The 25,614-nt window shown below is 72.5% G+C and carries 24 protein-coding genes and 1 pseudogene; 17 read left to right on the top strand and 8 right to left on the bottom strand.

Features of this window, described 5'->3' with window-relative positions; translation table 11 throughout:
* Nucleotides 1–53 precede the first annotated feature (53 nt).
* The 15 genes from CP978_RS31825 (at nt 54) to CP978_RS35960 (ending at nt 16,283) form a co-directional block, all read left to right on the top strand.
* Nucleotides 54–1,259, top strand: a complete 1,206-nt coding sequence (locus CP978_RS31825; RefSeq protein ID WP_043446698.1) for an EfeM/EfeO family lipoprotein — start codon at nt 54–56, stop codon at nt 1,257–1,259.
* Nucleotides 1,256–2,488 (top strand): iron uptake transporter deferrochelatase/peroxidase subunit, encoded by a 1,233-nt coding sequence (gene efeB / locus CP978_RS31830; protein ID WP_150478346.1) that lies wholly within the window; start codon nt 1,256–1,258, stop codon nt 2,486–2,488. The genes CP978_RS31825 and efeB overlap by 4 nt, the downstream gene beginning before the upstream one ends.
* Before the next feature lie 165 nt (nt 2,489–2,653).
* Nucleotides 2,654–4,501 (top strand): phospholipase C, encoded by a 1,848-nt coding sequence (locus CP978_RS31835; RefSeq protein WP_043446701.1) that lies wholly within the window; start codon nt 2,654–2,656, stop codon nt 4,499–4,501.
* A gap of 139 nt (nt 4,502–4,640) precedes the next feature.
* Nucleotides 4,641–5,036: an SseB family protein gene (locus tag CP978_RS31840; protein ID WP_043446704.1), complete on the top strand. Its 396-nt coding sequence runs from the start codon at nt 4,641–4,643 to the stop codon at nt 5,034–5,036.
* A 246-nt stretch (nt 5,037–5,282) separates the two neighbouring features.
* On the top strand, nt 5,283–5,759 hold the full coding sequence (crcB, locus tag CP978_RS31845) for a fluoride efflux transporter CrcB (protein WP_079162421.1): 477 nt from the start codon (nt 5,283–5,285) through the stop codon (nt 5,757–5,759).
* 34 nt (nt 5,760–5,793) lie between these two features.
* A complete protein-coding gene (locus tag CP978_RS31850) occupies nt 5,794–6,168 on the top strand; it encodes a DUF190 domain-containing protein (RefSeq protein ID WP_043446707.1) in 375 nt (124 codons plus the stop codon).
* Entirely contained in the window at nt 6,165–6,539 is a 375-nt protein-coding gene (crcB, locus tag CP978_RS31855; RefSeq protein ID WP_043446710.1) for a fluoride efflux transporter CrcB, read from the top strand. The genes CP978_RS31850 and crcB (CP978_RS31855) overlap by 4 nt, the downstream gene beginning before the upstream one ends.
* Nucleotides 6,540–6,631: 92 nt before the next feature.
* The gene (locus CP978_RS31860; RefSeq protein WP_043446712.1) at nt 6,632–7,465 is read left to right on the top strand and encodes an undecaprenyl-diphosphate phosphatase; all 834 of its coding nucleotides are present in this window, start codon (nt 6,632–6,634) and stop codon (nt 7,463–7,465) included.
* Between the two features lie 198 nt (nt 7,466–7,663).
* Nucleotides 7,664–8,341, top strand: coding sequence for a FadR/GntR family transcriptional regulator (locus CP978_RS31865; RefSeq protein WP_043446715.1), 678 nt, complete (start codon nt 7,664–7,666; stop codon nt 8,339–8,341).
* Entirely contained in the window at nt 8,338–9,798 is a 1,461-nt protein-coding gene (locus CP978_RS31870) for an amino acid permease (RefSeq protein WP_043446718.1), read from the top strand. The genes CP978_RS31865 and CP978_RS31870 overlap by 4 nt, the downstream gene beginning before the upstream one ends.
* Complete coding sequence (locus CP978_RS31875; RefSeq protein WP_043446721.1) at nt 9,795–10,808, top strand: asparaginase; 1,014 nt, start codon at nt 9,795–9,797, stop codon at nt 10,806–10,808. The genes CP978_RS31870 and CP978_RS31875 overlap by 4 nt, the downstream gene beginning before the upstream one ends.
* An 88-nt stretch (nt 10,809–10,896) precedes the next feature.
* Nucleotides 10,897–12,309: an aspartate ammonia-lyase gene (aspA, locus tag CP978_RS31880; RefSeq protein ID WP_043446724.1), complete on the top strand. Its 1,413-nt coding sequence runs from the start codon at nt 10,897–10,899 to the stop codon at nt 12,307–12,309.
* 151 nt (nt 12,310–12,460) lie between these two features.
* Nucleotides 12,461–13,402, top strand: coding sequence for a glutaminase (locus CP978_RS31885; RefSeq protein WP_043446726.1), 942 nt, complete (start codon nt 12,461–12,463; stop codon nt 13,400–13,402).
* A 137-nt stretch (nt 13,403–13,539) separates the two neighbouring features.
* Nucleotides 13,540–14,928, top strand: coding sequence for a polyprenol phosphomannose-dependent alpha 1,6 mannosyltransferase MptB (gene mptB / locus CP978_RS35090; protein WP_043446729.1), 1,389 nt, complete (start codon nt 13,540–13,542; stop codon nt 14,926–14,928).
* The gene (locus CP978_RS35960; protein ID WP_043446731.1) at nt 14,925–16,283 is read left to right on the top strand and encodes a glycosyltransferase family 87 protein; all 1,359 of its coding nucleotides are present in this window, start codon (nt 14,925–14,927) and stop codon (nt 16,281–16,283) included. Before mptB ends, CP978_RS35960 begins: the two co-directional genes overlap by 4 nt.
* Before the next feature lie 83 nt (nt 16,284–16,366).
* Here CP978_RS35960 and CP978_RS31895 read toward each other — a convergent pair.
* Both CP978_RS31895 and rho read right to left on the bottom strand, forming a co-directional pair.
* Nucleotides 16,367–17,191, bottom strand: a pseudogene (locus CP978_RS31895) (D-alanyl-D-alanine carboxypeptidase family protein); the annotation flags it as partial.
* Nucleotides 17,192–17,364: 173 nt separating this feature from the next.
* On the bottom strand, nt 17,365–18,504 hold the full coding sequence (gene rho, locus CP978_RS31900) for a transcription termination factor Rho (RefSeq protein WP_043446733.1): 1,140 nt from the start codon (nt 18,502–18,504) through the stop codon (nt 17,365–17,367).
* Between the two features lie 305 nt (nt 18,505–18,809).
* Here rho and CP978_RS31905 point away from each other — a divergent pair, with 305 nt between their 5' ends.
* On the top strand, nt 18,810–19,532 hold the full coding sequence (locus tag CP978_RS31905) for a class I SAM-dependent methyltransferase (protein WP_043446737.1): 723 nt from the start codon (nt 18,810–18,812) through the stop codon (nt 19,530–19,532).
* Nucleotides 19,533–19,640: 108 nt separating this feature from the next.
* Here the strand turns inward: CP978_RS31905 and CP978_RS31910 are convergent, their stop codons facing one another.
* The 3 genes from CP978_RS31910 to CP978_RS31920 all read right to left on the bottom strand — a co-directional run bounded on the left by CP978_RS31910 (nt 19,641) and on the right by CP978_RS31920 (nt 22,151).
* On the bottom strand, nt 19,641–20,606 hold the full coding sequence (locus CP978_RS31910) for an acetylxylan esterase (RefSeq protein ID WP_043446742.1): 966 nt from the start codon (nt 20,604–20,606) through the stop codon (nt 19,641–19,643).
* A 126-nt stretch (nt 20,607–20,732) separates the two neighbouring features.
* The gene (locus CP978_RS31915; protein ID WP_043446745.1) at nt 20,733–21,317 is read right to left on the bottom strand and encodes an Rv1733c family protein; all 585 of its coding nucleotides are present in this window, start codon (nt 21,315–21,317) and stop codon (nt 20,733–20,735) included.
* Between the two features lie 321 nt (nt 21,318–21,638).
* Nucleotides 21,639–22,151 carry a MarR family winged helix-turn-helix transcriptional regulator gene (locus CP978_RS31920; protein ID WP_376697983.1) on the bottom strand — a complete coding sequence of 171 codons (513 nt, stop codon included), beginning with the start codon at nt 22,149–22,151 and terminating at the stop codon, nt 21,639–21,641.
* 265 nt (nt 22,152–22,416) lie between these two features.
* On the opposite strand from CP978_RS31920, the gene CP978_RS31925 reads away from it, so the two are divergent.
* Entirely contained in the window at nt 22,417–23,193 is a 777-nt protein-coding gene (locus CP978_RS31925; protein WP_043446748.1) for a putative protein N(5)-glutamine methyltransferase, read from the top strand.
* Between the two features lie 125 nt (nt 23,194–23,318).
* Here the strand turns inward: CP978_RS31925 and CP978_RS31930 are convergent, their stop codons facing one another.
* The 3 genes from CP978_RS31930 to dhaL form a co-directional block, all read right to left on the bottom strand.
* The gene (locus CP978_RS31930; RefSeq protein ID WP_079162422.1) at nt 23,319–24,335 is read right to left on the bottom strand and encodes a fibronectin type III domain-containing protein; all 1,017 of its coding nucleotides are present in this window, start codon (nt 24,333–24,335) and stop codon (nt 23,319–23,321) included.
* A 262-nt stretch (nt 24,336–24,597) separates the two neighbouring features.
* Complete coding sequence (locus CP978_RS31935) at nt 24,598–25,014, bottom strand: PTS sugar transporter subunit IIA domain-containing protein (RefSeq protein ID WP_043446754.1); 417 nt, start codon at nt 25,012–25,014, stop codon at nt 24,598–24,600.
* Nucleotides 25,011–25,607: a dihydroxyacetone kinase subunit DhaL gene (dhaL, locus tag CP978_RS31940; RefSeq protein ID WP_043450047.1), complete on the bottom strand. Its 597-nt coding sequence runs from the start codon at nt 25,605–25,607 to the stop codon at nt 25,011–25,013. Before dhaL ends, CP978_RS31935 begins: the two co-directional genes overlap by 4 nt.
* Between the last annotated feature and the right edge of the window lie 7 nt (nt 25,608–25,614).

Here is a 25,614-nt window from a genome sequence, read left to right on the forward strand (position 1 = left end):
CCGCCATCGGGCGGGTCAGCACGCTCGTACGTCGTCCGGGGAGGCGCGGAGGTATGCCGGTGCCCGCTCTCGCCTCGCGGCGGGTCCGAGCCCGGACCGCGGGCGGCCTCGTGGGGGTCGTCCTGCTGCTGGTGGCCGCGCTGCTGGTCACCACGCTCGGCGAGGCCCGGCGCGTGCGGGCCGCGGCCGACGGGCTGCCGCACACCACCGTCGAGGTCTCGCCGAGCGGCTGCGGCCGCGGCTGGGACCGGCCGGTCGCGGGCCTTCAGGTGTTCGATCTGCGCAACACCTCCGGCCGCCCCGCCGAGGTGTACCTGGTGGACCCCCGCGACCGGGCCGTGTACGGAGAGCTGGAGGGCCTCGCCCCCGGCACCGCACGGCCGTTGACCGTCCGCCTCGGCAAGGGGGCGTACGCCTTCATGTGCCTGCCGGACGACACCGGCGCGGTCACCGGGCCCACGGTCCGCATCACCACGGGGAAGTCCGGGCCCGCGGCCGCCGCGGTCACCGCGCACGATCTGATCCCGCTCGCGATCGACTACCAGAAGTGGGTCGGCACGGGCCTGGACGAGGTCGTACGGCTGACCGGACGCCTCGAGGACGCGATCGACCGAGGGGACCTCGACGGGGCCCGCACCGCCTGGCTCCCCGCGCATCTCGCCTATCAGCGGCTCGGCGCGGCCTACGGCGCCTTCGGTGACGCGGGCGGGCGGATCGACGGAACGGACGCGGGGCTGCCGGGCGGCGTCCACGACCCCTCCTTCGCCGGCTTCCACCGCATCGAGTACGGACTGTGGCACGGCCGGTCCGCCGGCAGCCTGCGCGCCCCGGCCGCCGCGCTCCTCGAGGAGGTACGGGCGCTGCGGGCCGACTGGGCGGGGACCCGGATGGACCCGGCACAGCTGGGCCTCAGGGCGCACGAGATCCTGGAGGACACCGTGCAGTTCGAGCTGACCGGGCGGACCGACTACGGCAGCGGCAGCAACCTGGCCACCGCCCGCGCGGCCCTCGACGGCACCCGCGCCGTCCTGTCCCGGCTGCGGCCCCTGCTCGTCACCCGCTACCCGGGGCTGCCCGCCCTCGACCGGCAGCTGGACCGGGCGCAGCGCACCCTGGACGGCCTCCGCGTCCAGGGCCGCTGGATCCCCCTCGACCGACTGGACCGCACCCGCCGCCGACAGCTCGACGCCGTCCTCGGCGACCTCGTCGAACGGCTCGCCCCGGTGGCGACGCTCTGCGACCCGCGGAGGACGGCATGAGCACATCCCCGGGCGGCGGGGTCGGGCGGCGCGGCTTTCTGCGCGGGGCGGCCCTGGCGGGCGCCGGGCTCGCCGCAGGCGGCGGCGCGGCCGCCCCGACCACCGCGGACGGCACGGACGTCCCGCCGACCACGCCGTTCCACGGGGTCCACCAGCGGTCGGTGCTCGCCGTCCCGCGCCGGGTCACCGCGTTCGCCGCCTGCGACGTGACCGCCGCCGATCGCGGTGAACTCGGCGATCTGCTGCGCACCCTCACCGCCCGCGCCCGCTTTCTGACCTCGGGCGGGACTCCCTCTCCCGTGGGGGTCACCGGGCCGCCCGCCGACTCCGGCATCCTGGGCGGCCGGCTGCCGCCCGGCGAGGTGGTGGTGACCGTCGGCGTCGGAGCCTCGCTCTTCGACAACCGTTTCGGCCTGGCCGCCCGCCGCCCGCGGAGGCTGACGGCCATGCCCGCCTTCCCCGACGACGACCTCAAGCCTGAGTGGTGCCACGGCGACCTCAGCGTCCAACTGCACGCCGACGACGTCGACACCGTGCTGCACGCCCTGCGCGACCTCGCCCGGCACACCCGCGGCGCCCTCCAGATCCGCTGGCGTCTCGACGGATTCACCTCCCCGCCCCGCCCCTCGGGCACCCCGCGCAATCTGCTGGGCTTCAAGGACGGCACGGCCAACCCGGACCCCGCCGACGCCCGCGAGATGAACCGCCTGGTGTGGGTGGGACACGGCACGGGCGAGCCGGACTGGGCCGTGGGCGGCAGCTATCAGGTCGTACGACTGATCCGGATGCTGGTGGAGTTCTGGGACCGGGTCGCCCTCACCGAGCAGGAGCGGATGATCGGCCGGTCCCGGGAGTCCGGGGCGCCCCTCGACGGCGACGCCGAGCACGACATCCCCGACTACCCCCGCGACCCCAAGGGCGATGTCGTCCCGCTGGACAGTCACATACGGCTGGCCGACCCGCGCACCCCGGACACCGCCGGCCGACGGATCCTGCGCCGCGCCTACAACTACGACGCGGGCCTGGACAGCAACGGCAATCTCGACATGGGCCTGCTGTTCTGCTGCTACCAGCAGGACCTCGTCCGTCAGTTCGAGACCGTGCAGCGCCGGCTCGCCGGTGAGCCCCTCACCGACTATGTCAAGCCGTTCGGCGGCGGCTACTTCTTCGCACTGCCGGGCGTACGGGACCGCGAGGACTGGTACGGACGGACGCTGCTGGGCGACTGATCCGGCAGCCCCGATCCCGCCGGGCCGACGGACGGTCAAGGCTTGGTAGGGCCTCCTTGACCCGGTGTTCACCGGCCGGTCACCGCCCTCGAGGCGAAGTGCCCTGCGCCCGGCGGAGCATGCTGACCGTAGGGGGAAGACGTTTGTGTCCGGAAGGTGAACCGCATGATCAGCAGGGGAAGACGAGCAACGACGACCAGGAGCCTCGGTGCGCTGGCGGGCGCGGTGGCGCTGGTGGCGCTCGCCGCGGGCGCACCGGTCCGGGGCGCCGCCGCGGACGCCGGCCGTCCCCGCACCACGACGGCCACGCCGATCGAGCATCTGGTGGTCCTCTTCGGGGAGAACATCTCCTTCGACCACTACTTCGCGACCTATCCGGAGGCCGCGAACACCGACGGCACGAGATTCACGGCGTCCCGGAAGACCCCCGAGGACATCGACAATCTGCGCACCGCCGGCCTGCTGACGAAGAACCCCAACCAGTACACGCCCAAGCGGCTCGCCCCGTCACAGGCCCTGACCTGCGACCAGAACCATGGCTACGGCCCCGAGCAGTACGCCTACAACGGTGGACGCAACGACAGGTTCGTCCAGAACACCGACTCCGGAAAGTGCTCCGGCACCCTGTTCGGCGAGCCGGGGCTGGTGATGGACCACTACGACGGCAACACGGTCACCGCACTGTGGAACTACGCCCAGCACTACTCCCTGAGCGACCGTTCCTTCAGCTCGGTCTACGGCCCCTCCACCCCGGGCGCACTCAATCTGATCTCCGGTCAGACCCATGGCGTGGTCTCCATGGATCCCGCCACCGGCACCGAGAACCCCGTTCGGACCGCGACCCCGGACCCGTACACCGTCCAGTCGCCCGACGCCCGGGGCGTCGGCACCCTCGTCAACGACCCCGACCCGGCCTACGACGACTGCTCGGGCAAGAACCACACCAGCAAGGACGCGGTCGCCGCCATGCAGGGCCGCAACATCGGTGATGTGCTCAACTCCGAGAAGATCAGCTGGGGCTGGTTCCAGGGCGGCTTCCGGCCGTCCGGTGCGTGGGACGGCCGGCCGGGCCACTACGCGCGGTGCGACACCGCGCACGCCAATGTGGGCGGAGCCGAGGTCGTCGACTACAGCCCGCACCACTCGCCGTTCCAGTACTACAGGTCCACATCCAACCCGCACCATCTGCCGCCCGGGAACGTCGACGAGATCGGCCACGACGGGCAGGCCAACCACAACTACGACCTGACCGACTTCGACGCGGCGCTCAGGGCGGGGAAACTGCCGGCCGTCAGCTTCGTCAAGGCCCCCCAGTACCAGGACGGCCACGCCGGCTACTCCGACCCCCTCGACGAGCAGCACTTCCTGGTCCGGCAGATCAACGCGATCCAGCAGTCGCCGCAGTGGGGATCCACGGCCGTGGTCATCGCCTACGACGACTCCGACGGCTGGTACGACCACGCCTACGCCGAGCCGCGCAACGGCTCCCAGGACACCTCGACCGGCTCCAACGGCAAGGCCATGGACAGCCCCGCCTGCCAGGCGGGCCCGCCGGCGTCCGGCGGCTACCCGGACCGCTGCGGACCCGGCACCCGCCAGCCACTGCTCGTGGTCTCCCCGTACAGCAAGGTCAATCACATCGACCACACACAGACGGACCAGTCCTCGATCATCCGGTTCGTCGAGGACAACTGGAGCACCGGACGGATCGGGGACCACTCCTTCGACGCCACCGCCGGCTCCCTCGCGGGCATGTTCGACTTCCGGCACCCCAACCACCGGCAGGTGCTGCTGAACACGGACGGATCGGTGAAGTCGGTCGGCCCGATCCGCCCGGTGAAGCCGGTCGTCACCGGCATCACCCCGGGTCCCGGGATGCAGAGCACGGCCCAGGACACGGGCGCCGCCTCGTTCCCCGCGGTCACGGTGGGCATCGCGGCGGGCGCGGTCGTCGCCGTCGGCGCGACCGGCACGTATCTGATGCTGCGCCGCAGGTCACGCGCCGGGGCCTGACAGCGGCGCGGGACGGCGCGGGGCGGCATTTCCGCCGGGACGGTACGCATGGCCCCGCGACGGCGGGGTACGCGTCGGGGGCGCGCTCGGAGCCGACGGTTCCGGGCGGCTCCCACCCATATCTCTCTGGGGGTCTGCCATGAACACGCCCGACAAGAACCGCCCGGCCGCCGCTCAGGCAGCACTGGACACCCTCGCGGTGGACGCCGCGGACTCGGACGCGCTGGACACCCTGGCCGGGAGCGAGGTGCTCGTCCCCGTCCCCGACGACGTCACCGAGGAGGAGGCCACCAACCCCACCACCGTGGCCCTCCCCGTCCTGGAGCAGCCCGACGGCGAGCAGACCGTGCCGGTGTTCACCTCCGAGACGGAGATGTCCGACCTGCTGCCCTTCGTCTCCCGCTACCGCCTGGTGCCGCTCGGCGCGCTCGCCTCCCAGTGGCCCACCGGCGACCTGACGCTCTCCATAGACGCGGCCTCCCCGCACGGACTGACCCTCAACTCCGACGGGGTCCGCACCCTGCTGGCCCGGTAGGGGCAGCCCCGCCGCACCGCCGCCGGGCCGGCCCCGGGGGACGGGACGCCCCGGGCGCAGGGCCGGGACGGAGTGCGCGGCGGCCGCGATCAGAGTTACGCTGTCCCGGCCGCGATCATCTCCGCGGCGCGGCGGTGGGGCCCGCCGCACCCAACCGCGGCACCGTCGCCGCCAACGGTCCCTACTTGCGTTCGAGCATGCCCGTCCGGGCATGACCCGGTTCGGCGAGTAGGAGAAGCACACCCCATGAGAGTCCCGCACCCCAAGAGTGCCGAGCGGACCCGTTCCCTGATGCCCGGGCGCATCCGGCGGCCGTCGTCCTGGCACGGTCAGGGGCCCGTGGTGGCCGTGGTGTCCCTCGGCGGTGCCCTCGGTGCCACGGCCCGTTACGCCGCCTCGCTGCTGTGGCCCACCGTGACCGGCGGCTTCCCCTGGACCACCTTCGTGGTCAACCTCGCCGGCTGCGCCGTGATCGGCGTCTTCATGGTCGTGATCACCGAGGTGTGGGCGGCCCACCGGCTGGTGCGCCCCTTCTTCGGCACCGGGGTGCTCGGCGGCTTCACCACCTTCTCCACCTACGCCGTCGACATCCAGAGACTGGTGGACACGGGCCACCCCCGCACCGCGCTCGCCTATCTGTTCGCGACCGTGCTGGGCGCCCTCGCCGTGGTGTGGCTCGCGATGACCGCCACCCGGCAAGCCCTGGCCCGGAGACAACGATGACCCAGACCCCGACCGGCGCTCCGCGGAGGCGGCCATGACACGACTGAACGGCAGGGCCCTACGGCTGACGGTCCTCATCGGCGAGAACGACCGCTGGCACCACAAACCCCTCTACGCGGAGATCGTGCACCGCGCGCACGGCGCCGGTCTCGCCGGGGCGAGCGTCTTCCACGGGATCGAGGGCTTCGGCGCCTCTACGCTCGTCCACACCTCGCGGCTGCTGTCCCTCAGCGAGGACCTGCCGGTGGCGGTCGTCATCGTCGACACCGAGGAACGCGTCCGTGCCTTTCTGCCGCAGCTCGACGAACTCGTCGCCGAGGGGCTGGTCACCCTGGACGACTGCGAGGTCATCCGCTACATCGGGCGGGACGATCCGCAAGCGCGCGGGAAAGGTGAGAACTCGTTGTGAATTGGCTGCTGGTGATCCTCGGGGCCATGGTCGGGGCGCCGCTGCGCTATCTCACCGACCGTGCGGTGCAGCTGAGGCACGACACGGTCTTCCCCTGGGGCACCCTGGTCGTCAATGTCAGTGGCTCCCTCGTCCTCGGGCTGCTCACCGGTGCGGCCGCGGCCGGTCATGCCCCGCCCCACCTGCAGCTTCTTCTGGGTATGGGGCTGTGCGGTGCGCTGACCACCTATTCGACGTTCTCCTATGAGACGCTGCGGCTGACGGAGAACGGGGCGGGGTTCTTCGCCGCCGCCAACGTCATCGCCAGTGTGACGGCGGGGCTGGGCGCGGCCTTCACCGGAGCCGCATTCGCCCGGGCCCTGTGGGGCTGAGTCGGCGGTTGTTAACCCGCGCATAGTAGAAACCTCCCTGCAAGACTTCTGTCTACAGCGCTGTCGACCAACCTTCCTCAGAACTGGATCCCATGAGCGTCATCAGTGTCGGTCAGGCCGTCGTCCTCGGAGTGGTGGAGGGGGTGACCGAATTCCTCCCCGTGTCCTCGACCGGCCATCTCAAGATCACCGAGGGTCTGATGGGGATCCCCGTCGACGACACGTCCGTCGTCGGCTTCTCGGCCGTCATCCAGGTGGGCGCCATCGCGGCCGTCCTCCTGTACTTCTTCAAGGACATCGTGCGCATCGTCTCGGCCTGGTTCCGGGGCCTGGTGAACCGTGAGGAGCGGTACCACCACGACTACAAGTTCGCCTGGTGGGTGATCTGCGCCACGATCCCCATCGTCGTCGTGGGCCTCGCGGCCAAGCCCCTCATCGAGGGAACGCTCGCCTCGCTGTGGGTGGTGGCCGGCTCGCTGATCGTCGGCAGCGGGGTGATGTGGTGCGCGGACCAGATGGGCCGTCACAAGCGCGGCGAGGACGACACCTCGTTCAAGGACGCGATGCTGGTGGGCAGCTCACAGATCCTCGCCCTGCTCTTCCCCGGCTTCTCCCGCTCCGGCGCCACGATGTCGACCGCGCTCATCCTCGACCTCGACCGGGTCGCCGCCACCCGGCTGTCCTTCTTCCTCGGCATCCCGGCCCTCACCGGCGCCGGCATCTACGAGCTGAAGGACGCCCTGGGCGCGGGCGTGGGAGCCGCACCGCTGGCCGTCGGCACCGTGGTGTCGTTCGTGGTGGCCTACGCCTCGATCGCCTGGCTGCTGAAGTATGTCGCCAAGCACTCCTTCAACGCCTTTGTGATCTACCGGCTCGTGGTGGGTGTGGCACTCCTGGGTCTGCTCTCCACCGGGGTGCTCAGCTGACCGAGGGAATGCCCGCGGGGCCCGTACCGAGGTGATCTCCGCAGGTCAGCCAGGGGCCGTGCGGCCGAAGTCCGGGCCGTACGGCCCCTCGACGTTCATTTTCTGCACCCCTTGACAGCCTCGTCCCGTTACCCGGAAGATCACCACGTGAACCTGTCAGACAGCCAGACAGGTGGCGGACCGCGGCGCGTCAGCGCCATGGAAGCGGTGCTCACCCACCTTCGCGACGCCATCGAGCGTGGCGACTATGCGATAGGCGACAAGCTCCCCTCCGAGGCGGAGCTGTGTCGTAGTCTGGGCGTCAGCCGTCCCGTGCTGCGTGAGGCTCTGCGGGCCCTGGGAGCCATGGGACTGACCGTCTCCAAGTCCGGCAAGGGCACCTTCGTGGTCGCCCGTACCGTCGAGGACCCCACCTTCGGCGACTACGCGGCCAGCGATCTGCTGGAGGTCCGGCGCCACGTCGAGATCCCGGTCGCCCGGTACGCGGCGCGCCGCCGCACCCCGGAGGACCTCGACCGTCTGGCCCACATCCTGGACCGGATGGAGCGTGAGACGGACACCACGGCGTGGGTGGCGATGGACAGTCTCTTCCACCTCGGTGTGGCCGAAGCCGCCCAGAACCCGGTGTTCCGCCGGGTGATCGAGGAGATCCGGGACGCACTCGCCCGCCAGTCCGCCTTCCTCAACGAGGTGGGAGGCCGACGGGAGCGGTCCGACCGGGAGCACCGGGCCATCGTCGAGGCGCTGATCGACGGTTCCGAACAGGACGCGGTCGAGGCGATGACCCATCACCTCGACGGCGTCGAGACCACCCTCACCGACATCGTGCGCCCCCGGCGCACGGAACCCCCCACGGAAGGCACGACCGAGGCGTGAGCGAGCAATCCCTTCAGGAAGAGTCCAGTCAGGCCGGGACAGGAACGTCCTCCCGCCATGTCGATGCCGGTGACGCGGGCTACAGCAAGTCACTCAAGGCCCGGCACGTCAATATGATCGCCATCGGCGGAGCCATCGGCACCGGCCTCTTCCTCGGCGCCGGCGGCCGCCTCGCCAGCGCCGGCCCCTCCCTCTTCATCGCGTACGCGGTCTGCGGCGTCTTCGCCTTCCTCGTCGTACGCGCCCTCGGCGAACTGGTGCTGTACCGGCCCTCCTCGGGCGCCTTCGTCTCCTACGCCCGGGAGTTCCTCGGCGAGAAGGGCGCCTACACCGCGGGCTGGATGTACTTCCTGAACTGGGCGACCACCGGTGTGGCGGACATCACCGCGGTGGCCACCTACACCCACTACTGGGGAATGTTCTCCGACATCCCGCAGTGGGTGATCGCGCTCATCGCCCTGGTCGTGGTCCTCACCGTGAACCTCATCTCGGTGAAGATCTTCGGCGAACTGGAGTTCTGGTTCGCCATCATCAAGGTCGGCGCCCTGGTGGTCTTCATGGTGATCGGCATCTTCCTGCTGGTCACCCAGCACCCGGTGGGCGGCAGCACCCCCGGCCCCTCCCTGATCACGGATCACGGCGGCATCTTCCCCAGCGGTCTGCTACCGATGCTGCTGATCATCCAGGGCGTCGTCTTCGCCTACGCCTCCGTCGAACTGGTCGGCGTCGCCGCGGGCGAGACCGAGAACCCCGAGAAGATCATGCCGAAGGCGATCAACTCGATCATGTGGCGCGTCGGCCTCTTCTACGTCGGCTCCGTCGTCCTGCTGTCGATGCTGCTGCCCTGGAACAAGTACACCGCCGGTGAGAGCCCCTTCGTCACGGTCCTGTCCCGCATAGGCGTCCCGGCGGCCGGCGGCGTGATGAACCTCGTCGTCCTCACCGCGGCCATGTCCTCGCTCAACTCGGGCCTGTACTCCACCGGCCGCATCCTGCGCTCCATGGCGATGTCCGGCTCCGCGCCGAAGTTCACCGGAGTGATGAGCCGTACCCAGGTCCCTTACGGCGGCATCCTGCTCACCAGCGGCATCTGCGTTCTCGGTGTCGGCCTCAACTTCGTGGTCCCGGCGGACGCGTTCGAGATCGTGCTGAACTTCGCGGCGATCGGCATCCTGTCCACCTGGGGCATGATCATGCTCTGTCATCTGCTGTTCTGGCGGAAGACCCAGCAGGGCGAGCTGACCCGCCCCGGCTACCGTCTGCCCTGGTCCCCCTGGACCGAGATCGTCACCCTCGGCTTCCTGGTCGCGGTGTTCGCCCTGATGTACGCCGACGGCGGCGCCGGCCGCACCACCGTGCTCTGCCTGCCGCTGATCGTCGCGGCCCTGGTGGCCGGCTGGTTCGCGGTACGGGGCCAGGTCGCCCGCAAGGCGTCCGCCACCAAGGTGACTGAATGAACCTGGCGGCTCCGCACGGAAGCCCTGCGGCAGGGGCTCCCGTGATCCGGGAGCCCCTGCACGCCCCGGTGGCCCATCTCGTCCGCGGCGGGGTCGTCGAGGGCATCCACCACGGTTCCGTCGTCGTCCTCGGCGCCGACGGAACCGTGGAGTTCCAGCTCGGCGACATCGAGGCCGCCTTCTACCCGCGCTCGGCGCTCAAGCCGGTCCAGGCGGTGGCGATGCTGCGGGCCGGGCTGCCGCTGGACGGAGAACTGCTGTCGCTGGCCGCGGCCAGCCACTCGGGCGAGGAGCGGCATCTCACCGGCACCCGGCGCATCCTAGAACGCGCCGGGCTCACCGAGGACGAGCTGCGCAACATCCCCGACCTGCCCTACGACCCGATCGTGCGCGACATCTGGGTGCGCGAGGGACGCCCGCCGTCCCGGCTCGCCCAGAACTGCTCCGGCAAGCACGCCGCCATGCTCTACACCTGTGTGCTCAACGGCTGGCCGACGGCCGACTACCTCGATCCGGCCCACCCGCTGCAGCGCGCCGTCGCCGCGACCGTCGAGGACCTCACCGGACAGCCGGTCGCCGCGGTGACCGTCGACGGCTGCGGTGCGCCCCTGTTCTCCCTCTCGCTGCACGGGCTCGCCCGCGCCGTGGCCCGGATCACCACGGCACCGGACGGCACCCCCGAGGCTCGGGTGGCGGACGCGATGCGAGAACATGCGGAGATGGCCTCCGGTACCGGGCGTGATGTCGCCGCGCTGATGCGCGCGGTGCCCGGACTGCTGTCCAAGGACGGCTTCGAGGGCGTCCAGGCCGCCGCGCTGCCGGACGGCCGGGCCGTCGCCATGAAGATCGCCGACGGGGCGAACCGGGCGCGGACACCGGTCGCCGCGGCGGCCCTGGCCCGCGCCGGTGTCGACCCGGCCCTGCTCACCGAGTTCGCGGGCGAACCGCTGCTCGGCGGCGGGGAGCCGGTCGGTGCCGTCCGGCCGGTCCGCGCCCTCGATCCGCCGTGAGGCCCCGGCTCCGCCCGAGCCGCCCGCGATCCCCCCACCCCACCCCCACGCCCGACCCGATCCCCCTCAGAAGAGGACCAGCACAGCCATGAGCTCCGCAGCCCACCGCAGCGAACACGACCTGCTCGGCCACCGCGACGTACCCGCCGACGCGTACTGGGGCATCCACTCCCTGCGCGCCAGGGAGAACTTCCCCATCACCGGGACGCCCATCTCCACGTACCCGCACCTGATCGAGGCCCTGGCCGCGGTCAAGGAGGCCGCCGCGCTCGCCAACCAGGAGCTCGGGCTGCTGGAGCCGGAGAAGGCCGCCGCGATCGTCGAGGCCTGCCGGGAGATACGCGACGGCAAGTTGCACGAGCAGTTCGTCGTGGATGTCATCCAGGGCGGCGCCGGCACCTCGACCAATATGAACGCCAACGAGGTCGTCGCCAACCGGGCGCTGGAACTGCTCGGTCACGCCAAGGGCGAGTACCAGCACCTGCACCCCAACGAGGACGTCAACCTCGGCCAGTCCACCAACGACGTCTACCCCACCGCCGTCAAGATCGCCACGGTCTTCGCGGTGCGCGGTCTGCTCCAGGCGATGGCCGTGCTCCAGGACGCCTTCGCCGCCAAGGCCGTGGAGTTCCGCGATGTGCTGAAGATGGGCCGCACCCAGCTCCAGGACGCGGTGCCGATGACGCTGGGACAGGAGTTCTCGGCGTTCGCGGTCATGCTGGAGGAGGACCGCAGCCGGCTCGCGGAGGCCGTCGAACTGATCCATGAGATCAACCTCGGCGCCACCGCGATCGGCACCGGCCTCAACGCCCCCGCCGGATACGCCGAGTCGGCCCGCCGCCACCTCGCCGACATCACCGGCCTTCCGCTGGTCACGGCCGCCAACCTGGTGGAGGCCACCCAGGACTGCGGGGCCTTCGTACAGATGTCCGGGGTGCTCAAGCGGATCGCCGTCAAGCTCTCCAAGAGCTGCAACGACCTGCGGCTGCTGTCCTCCGGACCGCGCGCGGGCCTGGGCGAGATCAACCTGCCGCCGGTGCAGGCCGGTTCCAGCATCATGCCGGGCAAGGTCAACCCCGTGATCCCCGAGGTCGTCAACCAGGTCGCCTTCGAGGTGATCGGCAACGACGTCACCATCACCATGGCCGCCGAGGCCGGCCAGCTCCAGCTGAACGCCTTCGAGCCGGTCATCCTGCACTCCCTGTCCGAGAGCATCACCCATCTGGAGCGGGCCTGCCGCACGCTCGCCGAGCGCTGCGTCGCCGGGATCACCGCCAACGAGGACCAGCTGAGGGCCGCCGTGGAGAACTCCATCGGACTGGTCACCGCCCTCAACCCGTACATCGGCTACGAGGCCGCCACCGAGATCGCCAAGGAGGCCCTCGCCGAGGGCCGCGGGGTCGCCGAACTCGTCCTGGAGAAGGGCCTGCTGCCGGCCGAGCGGCTTCAGGCCCTGCTGCGGCCCGAGGTGCTCGCGGGCAACGGATCCCCGCGGATCTGACCCGGCCGCGAGCCGGAACGACGCGCCCCGGGGCGGCGGCCTCAGGCCGCCGCCCCGGGGCGCGCGCAACACGACCACCGCGACGCGTCGTCCGTCGCACGATCCCCGAGGCACTACCCAGGTGAGCAGTCTGTCCCCGGAGGACGGCACCATGGGCGGCATGACCGCGCCCCTGCCGTCCCGGACCTTCCAGCCCGTGCTGGAACGCATCGCCGAAGAGCTGGAGCGACGGCCCGGACGCGGCCGTCCCGCCGACTACATCCCCGCACTCGCCGCCGTCGACCCGGGCCGCTTCGGCATGGCGGTCGCCGAACCGGACGGCACGGTCTACGGGGTGGGGGAGTGGCGGCAGCCGTTCTCCACCCAGTCCGTCACCAAGGTCTTCACCCTCGCCCTCGACCTGGCCCGCGAGGGCGACGAACTGTGGGAGCACGTGGGCCGGGAGCCCTCGGGCAACCCCTTCAACTCCCTGGTCCAGCTGGAGTACGAGCACGGCATCCCGCGCAACCCCTTCATCAACGCGGGCGCCCTCGTCGTCACCGACCGGCTGCACACCCGTACCGGGGACGCGGCCGGCACCCTGCTGGACTTCCTGTGCGCCGAGAGCGGCAACCCGCAGCTCTCTTTCAGCAAGGAGGTCGCCGACTCCGAGGCCGCCCACGGAGACCGCAACGCCGCACTCGGCCACTTCATGGCCTCCTACGGCAACATCGGCAACCCGGTGCCGGTGCTGCTCGACCAGTACTTCCGGCAGTGCTCCATCGAGGCGTCCTGCGCGGACCTGGCCCTCGCCACCGGCTTCCTGGCCCGGCACGGCATCCGCGCCGACGGCACCCGGCTGCTCACCCGCAGCCAGGCCAAGCAGGTCAACGCGGTGATGCTGACCTGCGGCACCTATGACGCGGCGGGCGACTTCGCGCACCGGGTGGGGCTGCCCGGCAAGAGCGGCGTCGGCGGCGGCATCATCGCGGTCGTCCCCGGCCGCTGCACCCTGTGCGTATGGAGCCCCGGCCTCGACGAGCGCGGCAACTCGGTGGCGGGGGTCGCGGCACTCGACCGCTTCACCACCCTCACGGGGCTGTCCGTGTTCTGAGGCCCCATGGCGCCGTACGCCATGTTCCGGGACCCCATGGCCGCCGATCACACGGCGGTCATGCGCAGGTTGTCCCGGCGAGGGACGGGCGTCGCCTTCCGGCCACCCGGCGTTGACAGGCTGGCCGAGTGTTGGCCTTGGCATTCCCCGTCGATCTCCGCCGCTGCCAGGCACTCGGCCTGGCCGGTACCGCCTTCCTCGCGTTGGGCGGTGAGACCGCCGGGGCCCTGCCGGTCGCGGATCTCCTCTCCCCCGAGTCCGGGCGCGCCGCCCTCGGCCTGGTGGGGGTGTACTTCGGTGTCGTGCTGCTGATCGCCGCATGGGCGCTGCTCGGCAAGGTGATACGGGGCCCGGAGCCGCCGACCACGCGCGCCCTGCTGATGGTCCTCGTGGTCTGGGCGGCACCCCTGCTGCTCGCGCCGCCCCTGTTCAGCCGGGACGTCTACAGCTACCTCGCCCAGGGCGCCATGGTGGACGCCCACATCGACGTGTACGCCCATGGGCCCGCGCGGCTCGGCGGTCCCCTGGCCGGCGAGGTCGCCCCGGTGTGGCGGGACACCGCGGCCCCCTACGGCCCGGTCTTCCTCGTCATAGCCGGCGCGCTCGTCGGTCTGACCCACGGCGAACTGCCCGCCGGACTGCTCGGCATGCGGCTGGTCGCCCTCCTCGGGGTGGCCCTGATGGCGGTGGCACTGCCGGGGCTCGCCCGGCGGTGCGGCGCCGACCCGGCCGCCGCGCTGTGGCTGGGCGCCCTCAACCCGCTGGTGCTGCTGCATCTGGTGGCGGGCGCCCACAACGACGCCATCATGCTGGGGCTGCTCGGCGTCGGACTGCTCGCCTCCCAGGGCCGGCTGTGGCTCCTCGGCGTCGTCCTCGTCACCCTCGCCGCGCTGGTCAAGGCCCCGGCCGCACTGGGCCTGCTGGCCGTGATCGCACTGCGCCGGCACGCCGGCCTGGTGCGGGCGACGGTCATGACCACGGCGGTCGCGCTCGCCACCACGGTCCTGGCCACCGCCGCCGCGGGCACCGGCTACGGCTGGATCGCGGCCCTGAAGACACCCGTCTCCCCGCACAACTGGTCACCCACCAGCCTCCTCGGCCGCGTCACCGGCCGGCTCCTCCAAGGGCTCGGCAGCGACCTCGCACCCCTCGCCACCCCCGTCTGGCACACGGCCGGACTGCTCGCGACCGCGGCGGCCCTGCTGTTCATCTGGTTGAAGCTGCGGCCGGGACCGGTCTATGCGCTGGGACTGAGTCTGGCCGCCATCGCCGTCCTGGGTCCCGCGATCCGCCCCTGGTACGCCCTGTGGGGGCTGTTCCTCATCGCCGCCGCGGCCCCCAGCGCCTCCGTGCGCCACCGGGTGGCCGCCGCCACCGCCGTGCTCGCCCTGGGCGTACTGCCGAGCGGCGGCCCGCCCGACCTCGCCCAGCTGGTCCTGGCCGTCTCCGGAGGCGTCCTCGGCGTGGTGGTGCTGTGGCAGGCGCACCAAGCCGCCCAAGAACCGGCGCTGGGACGGGCCGCATGAGGGCGCCGCGCACCGAGCGCGGACGGTTCCTCCTCGTCCTCGGACTCGCCCTCGCCGTCACCGTGTTCACCGCGACGGTGCCGCTGCTGCGCGGCTGGTTCGACCTGCGCGTCTACCACGGGACCGTGGACGCCTGGGTCCACCACGGCGGCCATGTCTACGACTACCGGGTGCCGGGCACCGCCTACGGCTTCACCTATCCGCCGTTCGCCGCCCTGAGCATGCTGCCGATGGCGTTCGTCGGGCTGCACACCGCCGTGGTGGGCGCCCTGCTGCTGGACCTCGCCGCGGCCGCCGTCGTCCTGTGGATCCTGCTCGGCCCGGAACTGCGCCGTCACGGCTGGTTCGGCTGGGCCCTGGCGGGCTGTGCGCTGGCCCTCCTCGAACCAGTCCGGGACACCGTCAGCTTCGGGCAGGTCAACCTTCTGCTGCTGGCGCTCGTCCTCGCCGACGCCTGGCTGCTGTCCACCGGACGGACGCGCTGGGCCGGGGCCGGCATCGGACTCGCGGCGGCCGTCAAGCTCACCCCGGTGGTCTTCATCGGACTGCTGCTGCTCGCCCGCAGATGGCGGGCCGCCGCCCTCGCGACCGCCGTCGCCGGATCCGCCACCCTGCTCGCGGCGTGGGCGGCCCCGGACGCCTCCCGGTTCTACTGGACGCACGCCCTCTGGGACACCTCACGCGTCGGCCGCCTCGACTATGTGTCCAACCAGTCGCTGCAGGGCGTCCTCGCCCGGCTCGCCGCACCGGAGGAACCGAGCCGGGCCGCGTGGGCGCTGGCGGTCCTCCTGGTGCTGGCGGTGTGGGTGTGGCGCACCCGTCGCGCGCTGCGGGCCGGTGACTGGCGGGCCGCCTTCGCCCTCACCGGCCTGGTCGCGTGTCTGATCAGCCCGATCACCTGGGTGCACCATCTGGTGTGGCTGCTGCCGTCGTTCGCCGTACTGGTCCGCGCCCGCCGGCTGCGGACCGCGGGCGTCCTGTACGCACTGCTGTGCAGCAGTGTGGTCTGGCTGTGGTTCGACGACGCGTCCGGGATCGACGGCTTCCTCGGCAGCAACGTCTATGTCTGGATCACCCTGGGGCTGCTGCTGGGGCTGCCGGCCGGTCAGCCGCGGATCCGCGCGTTCCTGAGCCGCAGGACCAGCGCGACCGCCGCCCCCACGCCCACCCCGACCGCGCCCGCGAGCGCCGCCCCCTCCGGCCAGTGGGACCCGGTGCCGTGCGCGCCGTTGGACGCCGGCACCGTGGTGGCGCCGGAGCGGACGGACGGCCGTTCGGGAAGCAGCGAGCCGACCGGGGTGACGCGTCCGGAGGCGGCGAACCCCCAGTCGAGGAGCGAGCGGGCCTCCTCGTAGACGGCCAGACCGCCGCCCTTCTGAGGGTTCATCACCGTCACCACGAGGGTGCGCTGCCCGTGCCGGGCGGCGGCCACCAGGGTGTTCCCCGCCTTGGTGGTGTAGCCGTTCTTCACACCGATCAGCCCGGGGTAGACCGTGACCCCGTTGGCGCCGGTCAGCAGGCGGTTGGTGTTCGCGATGCGGTAGGTCCCGCTGTCGCCCGGGAAGTCCGAGGAGGCGGTGCCGCAGTAGCGTGCGAAGTCCGGGTTCTGCAGCCCGACCCGCCCGAACACCGCGAGGTCGTACGCCGAGGACACCTGCCCCGGCGCGTCGTACCCGTCGGGTGAGACGACATGGGTGTCCCGGGCGCCCAGCGCATGGGCCTTGGCCTGCATCTTGCGCACCGTGCCGGCCACCCCGCCGTCGAGCGCGGCCAGTACATGCACCGCGTCGTTGCCGGAGTTCAGGAAGACCCCCCTCCACAGGTCGCTCACCCGGTAGGTGAGCCCCTCGCGCACCCCGACCAGGCTGCTGCCCTCGCCGAGGCCTGCCAGGTCCTCCCGGGTGACGGTGTGCCGGGTGTCCCCGGGCAGGGTCGGCAGCACCGTCAGCGCGAACAGCGTCTTCAGGGTGCTCGCGGGCGGCAGCGGACGGTGCGCGTCATGCGCGGCCAGCACCTCTCCGGTGTCGGCGTCGGCGACCACCCAGGACAGTGCCGACACCTCCGGGACCGCGGGGGATCCCGGGTGCCCCCGCACCTGTGTCCCGGAGGCGTTCAGCAGCGACAGCGGCGAGGCCGTGGGCCCGGGCACAGCGGAGACGGCGGTGCCCGTGGCGGTGGCCGGGTGCGGAGGCAGGGCCAGCGCCCAGGCCATGCCGAGCGCGCAGCACAGGACGACGGCGCGGAGCGAGAATCCGTTGGTCATACCGAACACCGTAGGAACGGTCGGGGCACTCACGCCCGGCCGACCTGAGCCGAGTGGCGGAGTGTGCACCCGGATGCCGGATGCCGGATGCCGGATGCCGGATGCCGGTGTGGGCCGTGTGTCGTCCGCGGGGCGGCCCGGGCGCGGCCCGGGCGCGGCCCGGGCGCGGCCGGTCAGTCGGCGGGCAGGGTGGGCTGGACGCGTCGCAGGAAGGCCGCGTTGTCGGGTGTGGCGCGCATCCGTTGCAGCAGGGTCTCCAGGCCCCCCTGGCCCTCGCGGGACCGCAGGGCGCGCCGCAGTCCTCGTACGGCCGTCGACTCGGCCGGGGACAGCAGGAGTTCCTCACGGCGGGTGCCGGACGGGGGGATGTCGACGGCGGGGTGGATCCGCCGCTCGGCGAGGGCGCGGTCCAGCCGGAGTTCCATGTTGCCGGTGCCCTTGAGCTCCTCGAAGAAGAACTCGTCGGCGCGGGAGCCGGTCTCGACCAGGGCGGTGGCCAGGATGGTGAGCGAGCCGCCCTCCTCGGCCAGCCGTGCCGCGCCGAAGAGTCGCTTGGGGCCGTGCAGGGCGGCCGCGTCGACACCGCCGCTGAGGGTGCGGCCACCGGGGGCGGCGGTGTTGTTGTGGGCCCGGCACAACCGGGTCAGCGAGTCGAGCAGGATGACGACGTCCTCGCCCCGTTCGACGAGCCGCTTGGCGCGTTCCACGACCAGCTCGGCGAGCGCGATGTGCTGCTTCGGCGGCCGGTCGAACGTGGAGGCGTACACCTCTCCGCGCACCGAGCGCTGCATGTCGGTGACTTCCTCCGGCCGTTCGTCCAGCAGCACCACCATCAGCCGGCACTCGGGGTGGTTGCCGGCGACGGCCGCGGCGATCTGCTGGAGCAGCACGGTCTTGCCGGTCCTGGGCGGCGCCACGATCAGCCCGCGCTGCCCCTTGCCGACGGGCGCCATCAGGTCGATCAGCCGCCCGGCCAGGCCGGACGCCGGGTGTTCCAGTCGCAGCCGCTCCCGTGGGTGCAGGGGGGTGAGGTCATGGAAGTGGCGTCGGCCGCGCAGTTCGTCGGGCGTGCGGCCGTCGATCAGCTCGACCTCGGTGAGGGAGCGCCCGTCGTGGAGGCCGGAGAGCAGATCGCCCTTGCGCAGCCCGTGGCGGCGGACGAGGGCGGGGGAGACCTGGAGGTCCCCGGGCGAGGCCAGGCAGTGCGTGGCGCGCAGCCGGCCCTTGCCGGTCCGGTCGACGTCGAGCACGCCGGTGACGGTCCGGGCGGGGACTTCCCGCGGTACGGCGGGGCGCTCGAGGGTGGTGGTCATACGAGGTCCTTTCACGGACGGACGTCAGGAAAAGGGGGAGGGAGAGCGAGCCGGAGAGGCGGCGCGGAACACGCCTCGGTACGGCGGAGAACATCGCCTCGAGGACAGCGGGAACCCACTGCTCACGAGGTGGTGTAGGGAAGTCGACGCGCCTCGCCGGGGCGACGGGCGACGCGACGAACTCGGAGGGAACTGGCACCGGCACCCACAGTGGGGCGCAGACAAGTGCTGGGCACACCGTACCACTCACTGTGCCGACATGGGTGCGGTGCGTGGGGTGGGTTTCCGACCCTAAGCTGGAGGCGATGTTCTCCCCGTACGGTCCCACCCTGCGCGAGCTGGCCGTTCAGGCGCTGTCCTCGGTCGAGCGAGGCTATGACCTGCTCGCGCCCAAGTTCGACCACACACCGTTCCGCACCCCGGATGTCGTTCTGGACTCCGTGGCGGAGGCGTTGGCACCGATGGGTCCCTTCGCACACGGGCTCGACCTGTGCTGCGGTACGGGCGCGGGGCTGGACGTCCTGCGCGCGGTCTGCGGGCAGAGCGTCACCGGCCTCGACTTCAGCGCCGGGATGCTGGCGGTCGGACGGGACCGGGCGCGCTCCGCGGGCCCGCCGCGTACCGCCTGGGTGCGCGGGGACGCCCGCGCCCTGCCCTTCGGCCCGGCCTTCGACCTGGTGGTGAGCTTCGGCGCCTTCGGGCACTTCCTGCCGCGGGAACTCCCCGGCCTGTTCGCCCAGGTGCGTTCCGTGCTGCGGCCGGGCGGCCGGTTCGTCTTCCCGATCGGCGCCCCGCCGCGCCCCGACTCGCCCCTGTACTGGGCACTGTCGGGCTTCGACACCGTGATGCGGGTGCGCAACGCGGTCCGGCGGCCGCAGTTCGTCATGTACTACCGGACGTTCCGATTCGGCGATGTGCTCCGGGAGTTGGGACGCGCGGGCTTCTCGGTGGAGCACCGGGCGCTGCCCGCTCTCGGCCGGCGGCCGGACGGAAGCCCGCGCTGCCGGCTGATCGTCGCCACCGGCTGAGCACCGCCGCACGGGGCCGGGAAGTCCGGCCGCAGGACCGCTGCTTCCCCGCCCCGGTGCGGCCGCCTACAACGCGCCGTACAGGGCGTCGGGCCGCCTGACGATCTGTCAGAGGCGGTTCGTCAGCCAGCGCAGCTTGACCGCCTCCTGGTGCGGGCCGCCGCCCTCGTGGTCGTTGAACTCGTACACCTCGATCGCCTTCTCCTCGTGCGCCCAGGCGTTGAACGCGGCGAACACCGTAGAGGGGGGACAGGTCTGGTCCTCGAGCGCCGTCGAGAACAGCGCGGGCGCCCGGCCGCGCGCGGCGAAGTGCACTCCGTCGAAGTATGCCAGGGTCTCCCGCACCCGCTCGGTGCGGCCGCGGTGCGCCTTGAGATAGTTGCCGATCTCCCGGTAGGGGTTCTGGTCCGTGACGGTGGTCGCGCGCGGGAAGTCGCACAGGAACGGCACGTCCGGCGCCACCGCCGTCAGGTCCGATATGAGACCGCCGACCGCGAGGGTGACACCGCCGCCCTGGCTGATCCCGGTGACCGCGGTGCGGGAGGCATCGGTCAGCGGGTGCGCACGGGCCGCCTCGACCGCCCGTACCCCGTCGGTGAACACCCGCCGGTAGTAGTACGACTCGGGGTCCTCGACCCCGCGCGTCATGAACCCGGGGAAGGCCGGGGCGCTGCCCACCGGGTCAGGGGTGTCCCCGACGCTCCAGGTGCTGCCCTGTCCCCGGGTGTCCATCACGAAGTGCGCGAAGCCCGCCGAGGCCCACAGCAGATGCTGGTGCGGCAGGGCCCGCCCGCCGCCGTAACCGATGAACTCCACGACGGTGGGCAGCGGTCCGTCCACGGACACCGGCACGGTCAGCCAGCCCTTGACCGGGTGGCCGCCGAACCCGGCGAAGGTGACGTCGTACACCTGGACCGTCCGCAGCCCTGTGACGACCGGCTCGAACCGGGCGTCCAGCTCGTGCTCCCGGGCCTCCTGCAACGTCTTCGTCCAGAACGCGTCGAAGTCCGCCGGCTCCGGGGAGGCACTGCGGTACGCGCGGAGTTCGTCGAGCGGCAGGTCGAACAGGGCCATGGAGACCACCTCGGGCGTCGGGGACACGAGCGAACACACCGTACGGTGGCCGTCCCACGCCCGACCAGACCTCGAATCGGGGGACCGAGGGGGTGACTCAGGAGGAATCCGGACGCCGGGCCCCGGTCAGGCCATCCGGCGCCGCCACTCCGGCTCCGTGCGGGCCCACTCGTCCTCCCACTCCGCCATGCGGTGCCGCTCGGCGACCCGGCCGATCACGGCCCGGGCCAGCAGAACGCTCCCGGCCACTCCGCCCGCGGCCCACACACCCGTGGTCGCGGCGTGCTGCCACACCATGGCGTCGGTCGCGGGCGGGGTCACACCGCGGCCTCCGGCGTCCAGCCACACCTCCACCCGCTCCCCGGACCGCGAACCCGCCGGGACCTGCGCGACCGTGGTCCGGGTGCCCTTGCCCGGCTCGGTCCAGCGCACCTTCACCCCGTACAGGGGCTGCCTGCTGCTCTGGGGCGAGGGCACCGCGGCCGGGGCGTTCTGCAGGAGGACCGCGGGCACCTGACGGCGTTCGGCGCGCTGAGTCACCTGGACCGCGTGCGCACGGTCGTACGAGGACCATCCCGCGGCCGTACCGGCGAGCGGCGCCCCGGCGCACAGCAGGGCGGTGAGAAACAGAGACGTCCATGCCTCGACGACGTCCGACCGGCGGCGCAGCGGATTGTGGCGCCAGCGCCAGCCGCGCACCCGGGTTCGCATCTCGACCTCCTTGCCGCCACGTCCCGCCTGTGGAGGGGCGGCCGGTCCGCCGCCCGGGCCACTGCGGAGCCCGTGATGGGCCCGCCGCCCGAGAACCGCCGGACACCCGGCCTCGTCGCTTCTCGTCGGTTCCCGGACGGGGGACGGCCCTTCGGGGGCCCCTCCGTACGCGGCGTGGGATGCTCCGACGCGATGCGGCTTTTGTGTCGATTCTCCTCCCCGGCGACGTTCCCGGCCATACGGTCACCAAACCCGACCCGGCCTCCTTGCCCGAGGTCCGAGGAGCCGTCCGCGGTCCGCCGGAGGCTTCTCCGTGGCGGGTCAGGCCGTTCCGGAGGGCCTCGGTGGTGCGGTGGCCGCGGCGGCGTTGTAGCGCAGCAGATAGTCCGCGAAGCGTTCCAGGTCCTCCCGGGGCCAGCCGGCGAGCCGCTCCCGGAAGGCCTCCCGGCGGCTCTCGGTCACCTGGGCGAGGATCCGGGTGCCCGCCGCGGTCAGCTCCAGCATCTGCACCCGGTGGTCGTCCGGATCCGGCCGCCGTCCGATCAGCCCGGCCCGCTCCAGGGCGGCCACCTGCCGGCTGACCGTGGACTTGTCCAGCGCGTAGTGGGCGGCCAGATCGGTCGCCCGGCAGCCGCCGCTCTCCTCCAGATGTCCGAGCAGCGTGTACGAGACCAGCGACAGCTCCGGATGCATCCGGCCGGCCGAGGCGCGGGCGCGGCGGGCGAACGTGGTCATCTCGCGGTGGATCGTCTCGACGGCCGCCTCGACGGTGCGCGGCCCGGCCGCCTCGCGCTCCGGGACAGCGGCCTCGTCCGGCCTCTCGACTGCCTTCACGGGACCTCCTCACCGTTGGTGGTTGTACCGTACAACTTGCCTGTGGGGCCGCCGGAGCCGGCCCGGCCGAGGAGTCCTCCGGCCCCACGTCCTCCTGCTAAGGTGACCGTCCTGGCCGTGGACCGCCCCGGCCGGACGTGGCCGAGGAGGTGAGACCCATTACCGCTGTGTCGGATCGGGTGCTCTCTCCTCAGGACGGCGCGGATCACCGCCCCTAGGTGACCGCGAGGGCGCCCTTCGGTCAACCGAAAGGCATCTCGGCTCCATGCCACCACTTTCGCTTCCCGGAGTCATCTCCGCGCTTCGCTCCGCCGGCTGTGTCTTCGCCGAGGACGAGGCGGAGTTGATCCTCTCCACCGCCCGCACGGCCGACGAGGCCGCCGCCATGGTCGACCGGCGGGTCGCCGGACTGCCCCTCGAACAGGTCCTGGGCTGGGCCGAGTTCCACGGACTGCACATCACCGTGGAACCGGGCGTCTTCGTGCCCCGCCGCCGCACCGAGTTCCTGGTGGCCCAGGCCGTCGCCCTCGGGCGCGGCGCCTCGCTGGTCGTGGACCTGTGCTGCGGCTCCGGCGCGGTCGGCGCCGCCCTCGCCGCGGCGCTCGACGGGCCCGAACTGCACGCCGCCGACATCGATCCGGCCGCAGTGCGCTGTGCCCGCCGCAATCTCGCCCCGTACGGCGGCCGGGTCCATGAGGGCGATCTGTTCGCGGCCCTCCCGGACGCACTGCGCGGATGTGTCGACGTCCTGGCCGCCAACGTCCCCTATGTGCCCACGGACGAGGTGGCGCTGCTGCCGTCCGAGGCCCGTGACCATGAGCCCCTCGTCGCCCTCGACGGCGGGGTGGACGGCCTGGACGTGCTGCGCCGGGTCACCGCGGGGGCCTCCCGGTGGCTCGCCCCCGGCGGCTGTCTGCTCGTCGAGACGAGCGCACGCCAGGTCCCGCTCGCCGTCGAGGCGTTCACACAGAGTGGCCTCGACGTGCGGCGCGCGGTCTCGCCGGAACTGTCAGCCCATGTACTGATCGGCACCCGGCGTTAGACCCCGGTGGCCCGGCGCGCGGCTGCGGGTCCGTACGGCGGCCCCTGCCCGCGCCGCGACAGGGCGGGCCCGCCGTCGTCCCCGGGCGCTGTCCCGCCTCGTCCATCCGCCTCGTCCCTGCGGGTTCAGCCGCCGGTCGTCACCGTCCGCTCCGCCGAGAAGCCGCCCCAGGTGCCGTCCGGGAGCTTGGCGCGGATCCGCACGCGGTGCGTGGCCCCGGTCTCGCGGCCCACATAGAAGCTGTGGGTGGCCGTGGCCCGCGGCGCCGTGCCGCCCCACACGAGTGAGGTGGCGGGCTGTCCGTCCAGATGGATCTGGTACTCCGTGACGACCCCGTCGACGTCCGGCGGCACCCAGGACAGGTCCAGGTAGTACGCGCCGTCGGTACGGTGGGTCGTCGCCCGGAACCCGGTCGGTGCGGTGCCCTCGGCGTCGTCGGAGCCGGGGGCGGTGGTCAGCTGCACCGTCCCGCTCGCCGGGGAGAGATTGCCGGCCGCGTCCCTGGCCCGCACCGTGAACGAGTAGCGGGTCCCCGGCCGCAGCCCGGTGACCACGGCCGCCGTCTGCCCGCCGCCCACGCTGTGGATCTTCGAGCCGCCCTGCTGGATGTCGTACGACGTCACACCCCGGTCGTCCGTGGACCGTTCCCAGGACAACTGGACCGCCCGGCTCCCCAGGGCCTTGCCGGTCGGATGCCCGGGCCGGGTGGGGGCCCGCTCGTCGGCGGCGACGGCGGCCGGGGTGCTCGCGCGCACCGTCCGGCTCGCCGGGCCGAGGGCGCCGTCGGTGCTCCGGGCCCGCACCGTGAAGGCGTAGGACGTGGCGGGGGTGAGCCGGGTGACGTCCACCATGTGCTCGGAACCCGGCACCTCCTTGACCCTGGTGTGATCGCGATACACCTCATAGGTGGCGATCTCCGGTCCGTCCGGTGTCCGGTTCCACATCACATGGACGCTGGTGGCGCTGCCCGCCACGGCAGTCACCCCCATCGGGGCCGCGGGCAGCCGCCCGCCGGTGTCGTCGCCCGGGCCGCCCCAGGCGCAGGACGTCAGCAGCAGAGCCGCACCGCAGATCACCGGTATCAGAGCGCGTCGCAACGGTCCGCCTCCCCTGGACGGGATTGGTCTGTACCTGTATCCCATGGCTGACGCGTTCACGGCAAGTGGACATCGGGGGAGGGGCGCCTGCGTCCGACGGTGTCCGGGGTTCGTATCCTGGTTCCGACGCGGCGTGAACGTCCTTGCCTTCCAAGGCAGTTCATGGACGGTTCGGGCCGACGGCGCGGTCCGCTGTCGTCGCTGATCCCGCGCCGGTGAGCGCGGCCGGGGGTCGATCGGTTTCGGCTTGGCCCCCGGCCGCACGGCGCGCCGGGTGTCCCTCCGGCGCCGTGTCCCTCCGGTCCGGTCATTCCTTCCGGTAGGTGTACGCCTCCCGCGCCGCCGCCTCCACCGCGGCCAGGTCCGCTCCCGCGGAGGCCGTGACCACCGCGGCGACCGCGCCCTCCACGAAGGGCGCGTCCACCAGCCGGGTGTTCTCCGGGAGTTCGTCGCCCTCCGCGAGCAATGCCTTCACGGTGAGGACGGCGCTTCCCAGATCCATGAGCACGGCGACCCCCGCGCCCCGGTCCACGGTGGCGGCCGCGGTCGTGATCAGCTCGGCGCTGGTGCCGAGCCCGCCGTCGGCCGTGCCGCCCGCCGCAGCGACGGGTGCCGAACCGCCACCACCCGCCAGCCCCTTGGCCAGCTCGGCTACCGACTCGGCGACGGCGGCGCTGTGCGAGACGAGCACGATGCCGACGACTTGCCCGGAACGCTCACTCATCGGCGCGCCTCCACCAGTGCGGCGATCAGCAGGGCCGACGAGGTGGCGCCGGGGTCCTGGTGACCGATGCTGCGCTCGCCCAGATAGCTCGCCCGGCCCTTGCGGGCCTGCAGGGGCGTCGTGGCGACGGCGCCCTCCTCGGCGGCGGCGCTCGCCGCCTCGAACGAGGTGCCGAGCGCGTCCACCGCGGGCACCAGAGCGTCGATCATGGTCTTGTCACCGGGCGCGGCGCCACCCAGTGCCATCACCGCCTCCACACCGGCCCGCAGCGCCCCCGCCAGCTGCTCCTCGCCGACCTCCGGGGCGTCCCCGAGGGCCTTGCCGGTGCGGCGCAGCAGGGTGCCGTAGAGCGGGCCGGACGCGCCACCCACCGTCGAGATCAGCTGACGGCCCGCCAATTGGAGGAGCGCGCCGGGGGTGTCCGGCGCCTCCTTCTCCAGGGTGGCCGTCACCGCGCGGAACCCGCGTCGCAGATTGCTGCCGTGGTCGGCGTCGCCGATCGGCGAGTCGAGCGCGGTCAGCCGGTCCGCCTCACGGTCGACGGACGCGGCGGCCGCCGTCATCCAGCGGCGGAAGAAGTCGGCGTCGAGCACTGGATCC

Origin of the sequence: Streptomyces nodosus, assembly GCF_008704995.1 — a bacterium.
Classification (GTDB): Bacteria; Actinomycetota; Actinomycetes; order Streptomycetales; family Streptomycetaceae; genus Streptomyces; species Streptomyces nodosus.